The organism is Mesorhizobium sp. M1322 (assembly GCF_040318085.1).
Taxonomy (GTDB): Bacteria; Pseudomonadota; Alphaproteobacteria; order Rhizobiales; family Rhizobiaceae; genus Mesorhizobium.
On the sequence record NZ_JAMYLP010000006.1, the window covers coordinates 118,867 to 130,238 of the forward strand.

Annotated in this window: 11 protein-coding genes and 1 pseudogene; 10 read left to right on the forward strand and 2 right to left on the reverse strand. The window is 62.6% G+C overall.

Features of this window, described 5'->3' with window-relative positions; all coding sequences use genetic code 11:
- The first annotated feature begins 3 nt into the window (after positions 1–3).
- From NKH12_RS04290 to NKH12_RS04330, 9 genes are all read left to right on the forward strand, one after another.
- Entirely contained in the window at positions 4–1,440 is a 1,437-nt protein-coding gene (locus tag NKH12_RS04290) for an NAD-dependent succinate-semialdehyde dehydrogenase (protein WP_352951979.1), read from the forward strand.
- A 10-nt stretch (positions 1,441–1,450) separates the two neighbouring features.
- Positions 1,451–2,266, forward strand: coding sequence for an HpcH/HpaI aldolase family protein (locus tag NKH12_RS04295; protein ID WP_352951980.1), 816 nt, complete (start codon positions 1,451–1,453; stop codon positions 2,264–2,266).
- Positions 2,266–3,231 carry a hydroxyacid dehydrogenase gene (locus tag NKH12_RS04300; protein WP_352951981.1) on the forward strand — a complete coding sequence of 322 codons (966 nt, stop codon included), beginning with the start codon at positions 2,266–2,268 and terminating at the stop codon, positions 3,229–3,231. The genes NKH12_RS04295 and NKH12_RS04300 overlap by 1 nt, the downstream gene beginning before the upstream one ends.
- Entirely contained in the window at positions 3,221–4,345 is a 1,125-nt protein-coding gene (locus tag NKH12_RS04305) for a Gfo/Idh/MocA family protein (protein WP_352951982.1), read from the forward strand. The genes NKH12_RS04300 and NKH12_RS04305 overlap by 11 nt, the downstream gene beginning before the upstream one ends.
- Before the next feature lie 138 nt (positions 4,346–4,483).
- Positions 4,484–5,224: an ATP-binding cassette domain-containing protein gene (locus tag NKH12_RS04310; protein ID WP_352951983.1), complete on the forward strand. Its 741-nt coding sequence runs from the start codon at positions 4,484–4,486 to the stop codon at positions 5,222–5,224.
- Positions 5,214–6,317: an ABC transporter permease gene (locus tag NKH12_RS04315; protein WP_502910751.1), complete on the forward strand. Its 1,104-nt coding sequence runs from the start codon at positions 5,214–5,216 to the stop codon at positions 6,315–6,317. Before NKH12_RS04310 ends, NKH12_RS04315 begins: the two co-directional genes overlap by 11 nt.
- Before the next feature lie 59 nt (positions 6,318–6,376).
- Complete coding sequence (locus NKH12_RS04320; RefSeq protein WP_352951984.1) at positions 6,377–7,534, forward strand: substrate-binding domain-containing protein; 1,158 nt, start codon at positions 6,377–6,379, stop codon at positions 7,532–7,534.
- Positions 7,535–7,572: 38 nt separating this feature from the next.
- Complete coding sequence (locus NKH12_RS04325) at positions 7,573–8,649, forward strand: Gfo/Idh/MocA family protein (RefSeq protein ID WP_352951985.1); 1,077 nt, start codon at positions 7,573–7,575, stop codon at positions 8,647–8,649.
- A gap of 376 nt (positions 8,650–9,025) precedes the next feature.
- Complete coding sequence (locus tag NKH12_RS04330; protein WP_502910752.1) at positions 9,026–9,667, forward strand: NUDIX hydrolase; 642 nt, start codon at positions 9,026–9,028, stop codon at positions 9,665–9,667.
- Positions 9,668–9,671: 4 nt separating this feature from the next.
- Here the strand turns inward: NKH12_RS04330 and NKH12_RS04335 are convergent.
- Positions 9,672–9,806: pseudogene (locus NKH12_RS04335) on the reverse strand (transposase domain-containing protein); the annotation flags it as partial.
- A gap of 147 nt (positions 9,807–9,953) precedes the next feature.
- Positions 9,954–10,331, reverse strand: a complete 378-nt coding sequence (locus tag NKH12_RS04340) for a hypothetical protein (RefSeq protein WP_352951987.1) — start codon at positions 10,329–10,331, stop codon at positions 9,954–9,956.
- A gap of 23 nt (positions 10,332–10,354) precedes the next feature.
- Between NKH12_RS04340 and NKH12_RS04345 the strand changes: the two genes are divergently transcribed.
- The coding region (locus NKH12_RS04345; RefSeq protein WP_352951988.1) for an IS5 family transposase at positions 10,355–11,372 on the forward strand (1,018 nt) is incomplete at its 3' end.

Sequence of the window (11,372 nt, forward strand, 5' to 3'; positions counted from 1 at the left end):
GCCATGTACGCGAACTACGGACTCTTCATCGACGGGAAGTGGCGCAAGGCGTCTGACGGTGGAGCCGCACCCGTCATGAGTCCGGCGACGGAGAAGCCGCTGGGCGAAGCTCCGGTCGCCACCCGCGCCGACACGGAAGAAGCGCTGGATAGCGCCGCCCGCGGGTTTTCCGCCTGGAAATCTAAGGGTGGTTTTGAGCGCGCGTCCGCCCTGCATGCGATTGCGGACGAGATGATCCGCCGCAAGGACGAAGCCGCGCAGATGATCTCCAGCGAGACTGGCAAACCCATTGCCCAATCCGAGCGCGAATGGGGGCTCGCGGTCGACCAGTTCCGCTGGTATGCCGAGGAGGCCCGCCGGATCTACGGACGTGTCATCGAATCGCGCGTGCCCGGCGGTCGTTTCGAAGTTCTGCACGAGCCTGTCGGGATCGCAGCCGCATTCACCGCCTGGAACTTCCCGGCGGCACTGGTCGCCCGCAAGGTGGCACCGGCGCTTGGCGCCGGCTGCTCGACCATCGTCCGGCCGTCAAGTCAGACGCCTGGGACGGCGATGCTGATGGTCGATTGCATCCGCGCCGGCAATCTTCCTGGCGGCACCGTCAGCCTGGTCGTTGGACCCACGAGCACGACCTATGCGCCGATTATGGCTTCGCCGGCGGTGCGCAAGATCTCCCTCACCGGCTCGACGCGTGTCGGCCAGCAGATGATCCGCGATGCCGCCGACACCGTGAAGAAGGTGTCGATGGAGCTTGGCGGTAACGCGCCGCTGATTGTCTTCGACGACGCCGACCTGGACGCCGCGCTCAGCGTTTCCGTCCCGACCAAATACGCCAATTCCGGCCAGGTCTGCGTCACGCCGGATCGCTTCTTCGTCCACGAAAGCCTGCACGACGCCTTCGTCGAGGGTTTCATGCAGCGCGCAAACGCACTTAAGCTCGGCGACGGCCTCGACCCATCCGTGCAGATGGGGCCGCTCATCAATGCCGGCCGGCTTTCCGAGATCGAAGACATCGTGTCCGACGCCGTGAAAGCAGGTGCCAAGCTCGTCGCTGGTGGGCATCGCGCCGCGGCGTTCAATGCCGGCCATTTTCATGAGCCCACGGTCCTGACCGATGTGACCGACGACATGCGGGTGTTTGCCGAGGAGAATTTCGGCCCGATTGCCGCGATCACCCGATTTTCCTCGGACGATGAGGTGCTGGAGCGTGCAAACGCGTCGCCGATGGGATTGTCGGCATACGCCTTCACGTCAAGCCCGAAACGGGCGCGCCGCGCCGTTGCTGAACTGAAGGCAGGCATGGTGGGCATCAACAGCTTCGCTCTCGCCGCATCGGAAGCCCCGTTCGGCGGCACGAACTATTCCGGAATGGGTCGCGAGGGCGGCAGCGAGGGGATCGGCGACTACCTCGACACCAAGCTTGCGCAGATCGTGCTCTGAGGAGGCCGCCTTGATCAAGAACAAGCTCAAGCAAATCTGGGCCGAAGGCCGGCCCACGATCAATGGCTGGCTCTCCATCGGCAATACATTCACCGCCGAAATCATGGCCGCGCAGGGTTATGACAGCGTCAGCATCGACGTCCAGCATGGTGCGCTCGACTATTCGATGCTGCTGCCGATGTTCCAGGCGATGCGTGCTTCGGGCGTGGTGCCGATGGCGCGCGTGCCGTGGCTGGAGCCGGGCATCATCATGAAGGTGCTGGACGCCGGCGCCTACGGCGTCATCTGCCCGATGGTCAACGCGCCGGAACAGGCGGCTCAGTTCGTCAGCTGCCTGCGCTATCCGCCGGCCGGGCAGCGGAGCTTCGGCCCGACGCGCGCCAACTTTTCGGCGGGCGCCAACTACGCCGCCGAGGCCAATGACGAGATCCTGGCCTTCGCCATGGTCGAGACCGCCGAGGCCATGCGCAATCTCGATGCGATCGCCGCGACACCGGGGCTCGACGGCATCTATGTTGGTCCCGCGGACCTGACGTTCAGCTTGCACCAGGGACGCCTCGCACCAGCCTTCGACCGCGAGGAACCGGAAATGATCGAGGCGCTGCAAACGATCGTCGCTGCCTGCAAGAAACACGGCAAGCGCGCCGCACTGCATTGCGGCACGGCCGACTACGCCGCACGCGCCGTCGAATGGGGCTTCGACATGACGACGGTCTCGGGCGACTCCCGCCTGCTCGCTGCGGCGGCTCAGGCGAGCGTTGCCCGCTTTCGCGAGTTGACGGGTGCGAAAGCCGTCCCGGCCGCAGCCGGCAAGGGAGGCTATTGATGCCCCACGTGCTGGTAGCCGGAAAGCTTCATCCGAGCGGCATCGAACTTCTCGATGCATCGCCCGGCGTCACCTACGAATATGTCGAAGATGTCTCCGAACCAAGCTATGCACCCCTGATCGGCAAGGCCGATGGCCTCGTCATTCGCACCCAGCCCTTGTCGGCTCCGACCGTCGCACGCGCCGAGAGGTTGAAGATCGTCTCGCGCCATGGCGTCGGCTACGACGCTGTGGATCTGCCCTCCCTCAATCGGCGCGGGATCGCTCTCGCGATCGTCGGCGATGTGAACACGGTGTCGGTGGCCGAGCACGCCATGATGCTTCTTTTGGCGGCAACCAAGCGGCTGATCCGCGCCGATCGTTCGGTCCGCGACAACGAATGGGGTTGGCGCAACCGGCTGGAGGCAAGCGAAGTCGCGGGCAAGCGACTGCTGATCCTCGGGTTCGGCCGGATCGGGCGCCACTTGGCGCGCATGGCGGCGGCATTCGGCATGGACGTGCGCGCCTATGATCCATTCCTTGAGAGGCAAGGCTGGCCGGAGGGGCCGGTCGCGCTGGTGCGCGACTTGCAAGCGGGTCTCGCCTGGGCTGATGCGATCTCCGTCAACGTACCCAAGGCCCAGTGCCCGGTGATCGGCCCCGTGGAACTCTCGGCGATGAAGCCGACTGCTGTTCTCGTCAACACGGCGCGAGGCGGCGTCGTCGACGAGGCGGCGCTGATTGCGGCGCTCCGGGAGGGGCGCATCGCGGCGGCCGGTATCGACGTCTTCGACGATGAGCCGCCTGCCGCAGACCATCCGCTCTTCGCCTTCGACCAAGTGATTTTGACGCCGCACATTGCTGGGCTCACCGCCGAGTGCGGCGAGCGCATGGCAATCTCGTCGGTGCAGAACGTGCTCGATTTTTTCGCCGGGCGGATTGACTCGGCACTGGTGGTGAACGGAGCCGAGTTGAATGGCCGGTGAAAGACCTACACTCAGAATCGGCCTGATCGGCACCGGCTTCATGGGCAAGACCCATGTGTTCGGCTTCGCCGCAGCGCAGCGTGTATTTGATCTGCCCTACGAGCTGGTTCTTCACACCGTCGCGGACAGGACCGAAGAGCTCGCCGCGCAGGCGGCGCAGGCCTTGGGTTTCGCGCGGGCGAGCGGGGACTGGAGGCGTCTGGTCGAGGACCGGGAGATCGACATGATCGACATCACGGCGCCGAATGCCTTCCACAAGGAGATGGCGCTCGCGGCAATCGCCGCTGGCAAGCACGTCTATTGCGAAAAGCCTTTGGCGCCGCTGGCGGCGGATGCCCGGCAAATGGCCGAGGCGGCGGAAGCGGCCGGCGTCAAGACGCAGGTCGGTTTCAACTATCTGTGCAATCCGATGTTCGCGCTGGCGCGAGATATGATCCATGAAGGCGAGTTGGGCGAGATCCGCAGCTATCGCGGCATTCACGCCGAGGACTACATGGCGGATGCGGAATGCCCGTTTACCTTCCGGCACGATCCTGTCGGCGGTGGCGCATTGGCGGATCTGGGCAGCCATGCTCTGGCCACGGCGGAGTTTCTGCTTGGCTCGGTGGAACAGGTACTAGGCGATTCCGTCACCGTCATAGCGAGCCGTCCAGACAGCAGAGGCGGGCGCCGGACCGTCGAGGTAGACGATATCGGCCGCGCGTTTCTTCGCTTCGCCAGCGGCGCGTCAGGCAGCATCGAAGCGAGCTGGGTCGCCACAGGTCGCAAGATGCAGCACGACTTCGAGGTCTACGGCACCAAGGGCGCGCTCGTCTTCAGCCAGGAGCGCTTCAATGAGCTGCGTTTCTACAGCACGGCCGATCCCGGCGGCCGGCGTGGCTTTCGGCGCATCGAGGCCGGTCCCGATCACGATCCCTATGGACTGTTCTGCGTCGCACCGGGCCACCAGCTCGGCTTCAACGATCTGAAGGCTATCGAGGTGGCGCGGTTCGTCGATGCGATCGCCGGGAAGCAAGACGAGCCTTTCGGCTTCCAGGCCGGCCAACGCATTCAGGAACTGGTGGAGGCAATACAAGCCTCGGCCCGGGAGAGCAAATGGCTGCGGACAGTCTGATGCAAGGCAGAAATTGGTCGCCGCCTTCGATGCGACTGAAATAAACGTTGCAAGTTTGCATATTTTGCAATAGAGATTGCAGCAAGAGAGAAGCACGTCGGCTGAGTGCTCAAGCCAATGGTGCATAGGGAGGAGAGCATGTCTGTACTCGACGTGCGAAGCGTCTCGAAGAACTTCGGTGCGATCCGCGCCGTGTCGGATGTCAGCTTCACGGTTGCTGCCGGCGAGGTGGTTGGCCTGATGGGCGACAACGGCGCCGGCAAGTCGACCATGGTGAAGCTGATTGCGGGGAATTTCCCACCCTCCGACGGCGAGATAGCGGTCGACGGCAAGGTCTGCCATTTCCACAAGCCGATCGAGGCACGGGGCGAGGGGATCGAGGTCGTCTACCAGGATCTGGCCTTGGCCGACAATCTGACGGCCGCCCAAAATGTCTTTCTCGGCCGCGAGATGAAGAAGGGGTTTTGGCCGTTCCGCGTGCTCGACAAGCAGGCTATGATCAACCGTTCGGCAAAACTGTTCGCGGAGCTGAAGTCGGAGACGCGGCCGCGCGATCTGGTCAAAAAAATGTCGGGCGGCCAGCGCCAGGCGGTCGCCATTGCTCGCACCCGGCTCTCCAACGCCAAGCTGGTGTTGATGGATGAGCCGACCGCGGCGATTTCGGTCCGCCAGGTAGCCGAGGTGCTGGAGCTGATCCGGCGGCTCAAGTCGCAAAGTGTGTCGGTGATGCTGATCAGCCATCGCATGCCCGATGTGTTCGCGGTCTGCGACCGCATCATTGTGCTGAGACGCGGCTCGAAAGTGGCCGACAAGGCGACGGAGAATACATCGCCGGAGGAAATCACCGGCCTGATTACGGGAGCGATCCGTGACGCATAGCCAGACTGACACGCTGAAGGAAGGCCATGCGTCGATCGGCGATGTGGTCGGAATAAGAGAGCAGACCGCTTTCCAGAAGATGGTCGCCAGCCAAGCCTTCTGGGTCGGAATCGCGCTCTTCGTGTTGGTGGTGTTTATGACGTGGCTGGAGCCCAGCTTCGGCACGGTCGACAACACCACCAATATTACCCGCAATTTTGCGCCTATCGCCATTATGGGGCTGGGTATGACGGTGGTGCTGATCACCGGCGGCATCGATCTCTCGGTCGGCTCCGTGATGGGGCTGGTCGCCATCGTCGCCGGCCTGCTGCTCACTTGGCACCAGCCTTGGTACGTCGCGTTTGGCGCCGGTCTGCTCGCGGGCATGGCCTGTGGAGCCTTCAACGGTTTCTTCGTCGCCTATATCGGCATGCCGTCCTTTGTCGTGACGCTAGGAATGCTGTCGATCGCGCGCTCGGCGGCGGTCGTGCTGTCCGGCAACCAGATGCTCTACCAGTTCGGACCCGATGCGCCGATCGTCAAGGCAATCGGCCAGGCCAAATGGCCGCGGCACACGCCGGACGGCTGGGTGCCGCATTGGATCCCGGAACTGTCCTCGCATTTCTGGGTGATGGTGATCCTTGCGCTCATCGTCGGCTTCGTCTTCATCTTCACCGCGTGGGCCCGTCACCTCTTTGCGATCGGCGGCAATGAACACGCCGCGCGCCTGACCGGCGTGCCGGTCGATAGGGTCAAGTTTCAGGCCTACGTGTTTTCGGCGTTCACCGCCTCGATCGCATCGCTGCTGTTGCTGGGCTACAGCGGCTCGGCCATCAACGCGATGGGCACCGGTTACGAACTCCGCGTCATTGCTGGCACCGTAATCGGCGGTGCGAACCTGATGGGCGGCTACGGCACCGCGTTCGGCGCGGTGATCGGCTCGGCATTCCTGGAAGTCATCCGCAACGCACTGCTGATGGCCGGAATCGATTCCAATTGGCAGGGCGCGTTCGTCGGCGCCTTCATCATTCTCGCCGTGCTCCTAGGCATGCAGACCAGCGGAAAGTCCCTGATGGAGATGCTGGCAAGCATGTTTGCCTGGAAACGCGGCTAGATATCTGGCGGCCGCAAGCCGTCGGGAACAGTGGACGTCAAAACAAAGTGGAGGAACAGGTGAAAAGATACATTCTGACGACGGCCGTGGCGTTTTCAGCGCTGATGGCAGGGCAGGCCTACGCCCAGGAGAAATACACTTTCGCGCTTGTGCCGAAAAACATGAACAATCCCTTCTTCGACCAAGCCCGCGACGGCTGCAAGAAGGCGGAAGCGGAAGCCAACGGCGCCTTTGAATGCATGTATATCGGCCCCGGCGAGCATGGCGGCGGCGAGGAGCAGGTGCAGATCGTGCAGGACCTGGTGGCCAAGAAGGTCGACGGCATCGCCGTGGCCCCGTCCAATGCCGCGGCAATGGCGGTCGCGCTTGAGGCCGCCAAGGAAGCCGGCATTCCCGTGCTTACGTGGGACTCGGACGTACTGCCGGAGAACAAGGACCTGCGTGCCGCCTATGTCGGCACGCACAATTACGAGATCGGCGTCAACCTGGCCAAGATCGTGCAGGGCATCAAGCCGAATGGCGGCACCATCTGCATCCAGTCGGGCGGAGCTGCGGCGGCCAACCACAACGAGCGCATGAAGGGTATACGCGATACGCTGGCCGGCAAGGAGTCGGCCGCCTCGCCGGGTGATGCCCTGACCGGCCAGAACGGCTGGACGGAAGCACCGGGCTGCCCGCTCTACACCAACGACGACTTCCCTCTGTCGGTTCAGCAGTTCCAGGACTTCATGGCGAAGACGCCAAACCTCGACGCCTTTGTCCCAACAGGCGGCTTTCCGCAATTCGTACCGGATGCCAATCGCGCTGCGGTCGAGCCGCACAAGGATAAGATCGCCAAGAAGGAGCTGGCGCTGGTCGTCGCCGACACGCTGCCGGTGCAGATGGACCAGATGAAGGAAGGCCTGTCGCTCGGTCAGGTCGGACAGCGGCCGTTCGAAATGGGCTACAAGACCATGCTGGCGCTGAAGGACATGAAGGACGGCAAGCCGGCGCCGGCCGACCCGACCTACACCGGCCTCGACGTCTGCACGCCCGAACCCGCCGACCCCTGCATCGCAAAGTCGGCGAGGCGCGCAACGCTGCGGCGGGCGAGAGGAGACTCTCGCCCGCCTTTGCGCCTGACAGCGACAACAAATCCGTGTCGTGACTGGCTCAAAATCGACCGCTGCCATCAGGGCCTCAGAGAGGATTCCGTTGGTCACGGCATGGCAATTTGAAGACGAGTTCCGCGAGTGATCCCATTCGGGAGGACCAATTGAGAAAGATACGATACGCCGTTGTGGGCGCGGGCTGGATTGCACAGGAAGCCTTCATGCCCGGTGTGTCCCAGACCGGAAACTCGACGATCACTGCGATCGTCAGCGGCTCGGCCAAAAATGCCGCGAAGCTCGCCGAATTCCACGGCGTGGAACATGTCTTCAGCTACGAGCAGTACGACCAGATGCTCGCATCGGACGTCGCCGATGCGGTCTACGTGGCATTGCCGAACTCCTTGCATGCCGACTATGCGATCCGAGCCCTGAGAGCCGGCAAGCACGCGCTCGTTGAGAAGCCGCTGGCCACGACCGAGGCAGAATGTGAGGCGATGATCGCCGCCGCCAATGAGAGCGGCGCCTACCTGATGACCGCGTATCGGCTGCACAACGAGCCCGGTACTGTCGAGGTGCTGGAGCGCATCCGCAGCGGCGAGATCGGCGATCCCCGCATTTTTGCCGCGGTCTTCTCCTTCGTAGCATCGCCTGACAATCACCGCCTCAAGGCCGGCTATTGGGGCGGTCCCTTGCAGGACATCGGCGTCTACTGCCTGAATGCCGCGCGTCATATCTTTGCGGCCGAGCCGATCGAGGCAGTCGCTGTAAAGAGCTTCGGCAACGGCAGCGCCGTCGTCGGGGAGGTCGAGGAGAGCATTGCCGTGACGCTGCGCTTCCCCGAGGGCCGGCTTGCGCAGTTCATAGCCAGCTTCGGCGCGGATAATTCGGACTTTTACCACGTGGCCGGAACGAAGGGGAGCGTAACGGCCGACCCGGGCTTCCGTTTTGAGACTGCCGTGCGAATGAAGCTTCGGCAGAGCGACACCAGTACCGAAAAGACGTTCCCGCAGACAGACCATTTCGCCGGACAGACGGCGTATTTCTCCGACTGCATCCTGAATGCACAACCGCCTGAACCAGATGGGGGAGAGGGACTTGCCGACGTCCGCGCCCTGCTTGCCATCGAGCGCGCCGCCAGCACAGGCCAGCCTCAGAAGATAGACACGCCGGCCAGGCAGCTCCATCCTACTGCGGATATGATCCGCATTTTGCCGACAACGGACCAGCGGCTGCTTCTCTGACGCGCTTTCGTCCCGCAGAACCGGCCAAGACTCACTGCGAGGAGCGTTGCCCCCGGTCTGGCGACCACAGTAACGCAAGCGAAATCGGCGCGAAACGAACGGCTGATCATCGTGCCTGATAGCGAGCACTATGTTCCGATGGAGCAACCTGAAAGTACGCATCCGGTGGAGGCCGCCTTACTCGAGGTGGCGCCGAGTCTCGCCTTCACCATGCAAGGCATCGAAGCCGTCCGTGAAAATCATCGAAAACGTCTCGATCGTGCTACTCAAAATGGCGTAAGACCGCATTAGGCCGCTGTCCTCACCAAGACAGCTACCTTTCGCGTAGTATCCGGATGATTTGTCCGTTTACGGGGCCTGAAATATGACTCGCAAGATGCTAGACACCATACTGCCGTGGCAGGTTGTCACCAGCTCGGTCACTTATGAGGATCGGTGGCTACGCATCCGCAGTGATCACTGCCTCACGCCCCGCGGCGTTCAAGTGAGCCCGTACCATGTGATCGAATATCCCGACTGGGTTAACGTGGTCGCGTTGGCTCGCGAAACCCTTCAGCTGGTCCTCGTGAGAGAGTATCGGCACGGGAGACGGGAGGTTGTCACCGGGCTGGTGAGCGGCACCGTGGAGCCTAGCGATGCCGCGGGAGAGACCGACCCAGCTGAATCAGCCGCCCGCCGCGAGTTGTGCGAGGAGACGGGGTACAGTGCCGGTGAGCTCAAGAGACTCCTCGTCTCATATCCAAACCCGGCGAACCAGAACAACCTCGTGATCTCATACCTCGCGCTGGACGTCGTGCTAGGCGGAGACCGATTGCTCGACGCCTCCGAAGACATAGAGGTCGTGCTCGCTGAGTTGCCGGAGGTAATGCTGCGCCTTCGGAGCGGCGAGCTGCGCATGCAGGCGATGCACGTTGCTGCCCTTTGGTCTGCGTGCGCGCATATAATCGGAAGCGACAACCTGACCGCCGCGGCCGTAGCACTGCGCGAAAAGCTTGTGGCGGCACTGGGCGTGACCTAACCTGTCATCGGCAGCGCCGCGCATGCGAGGCTGGGCTTCTCCTTTCCCACGGCAGCAGTTCGTGCAGGCGGCTGTGCGGAATGCCGGCGATGCGTGCGAGCACGTCGGCCAGCCAGGCCAGCGGATCGACGTTGTTAACATGAGTTGAGCTAGTTGCTACCAAGCAGAGGTCAGAACGACTGTCCGCAGTTCTGTCATAGAAGGCGGTTGCCGGAATTTCGGTTCGGCACTCTAAGCAGACACCGAAATATCAGGCGTATAGTCTGCTTGCGTTCACCGGTTGAGCTCACCGCCGAATCAAGCCAAGTAGCCGTTCGATCACAACATCGAATGACTGCTCCGCCCGCGAAAAAGGCATTGGTGTCACCAATTTCAAGCGTATGGCGGTGGCGGAACCATACGAGACAATACGGGAAGACTTGCGATTCAGGCCCACGAAAAAAGCAATGAAATCAATAGTTTGAATACGCCCTCCGGGCCCACCATTGTCGTTCAATATCAATAATTTGTCGGCCGTGAAGAATACGGAAGCCGCTGATATCGCATAGGAATAGTCTCCTTTTAAGGCTTCCGTATTGCAGGTAACGGCCAGTTTGTGGATAGTTTTCTTGCAATTCCAGTTTGCGATTTCGCCGCCTGGCGAAGCGTGATTCACTGCTTTCATCGCAGTGAATCGGGAGCCAGGCGATGGGCAGGCCACGCGAGAAGCGCGAGACGGGAGAGCAGGATCTTTTCCGCTCCAGGCTCGATCAGATCATCAACATGAAGCACGAGCTGGTGCGCCTGGCGCAGGCGATCGACTGGCCGGTGCTGGAGGAGCGTTTCGGTGCGGTCTATTCGGACGGTCCCGGCATGCCGCCGCTGCCGACCCGGCTGATGGCGGGGCTGGCGATCCTCAAGCACACCTTCAACCTGTCAGACGAGGTGCTGTGCGAGCGCTGGGTGGAAAACCCCTACTTCCAGTATCTGTGCGGCGAGGAGTTCTTCCGCCACGCACTGCCCTTCGACCGCTCGTCGATGACGCGCTGGCGCAGCCGCATGGGCGAGGAGCGGATCGTCGCGCTTTTGCAGGAAAGCCTCAGCATTGCGGTCAAGACCGGGGCGATGAAGCCGACCGACACGCGCCAAGTGATCGTGGACACGACCGTGCAGCCGAAGAACGTGATGTTCCCGACCGACGCCAAGCTCATCCACCGGGCCCGCGAACGGCTGGTGCGGCTGGCGAAGAAGACGCGGCTCGACCTGCGCCAGACCTATGTGCGGGTCGGCAAGCTGGCGCTGATCAAGCACCAGCGCTATGCGCACGCCAAGCAGTTCAAGCGGGCCAACAAGGCGCTGCGCAGGCTCAAGACCTATCTCGGCCGGACCGTCCGCGACATCTCCCGCCAGATCGCCGGCGATGCGGAACTGGACGCGCTCTTCAAATGGTCGCTCTACCAGGCCTCCACCGTTCTCGAGCAGCGTCAGCGCCAGCGCGGCCGCAAAATCTACAGCCTGCATGCGCACGAGGTGGAATGCATCGGTAAGGGCAAGGCGCATGCGCCCTACGAGTTCGGGGTGAAGGTGTCGGTGGCCACCACGCTGAAGCGTTCAAAGGGCAGTCAGTTCGCCCTGCATGCAAAAGCGCTGCCCGGCAATCCCTATGACGGCCACACGCTCGCAGCGATGATCCCTGACATGGAAAAGACCATCGGCAACGAGATCA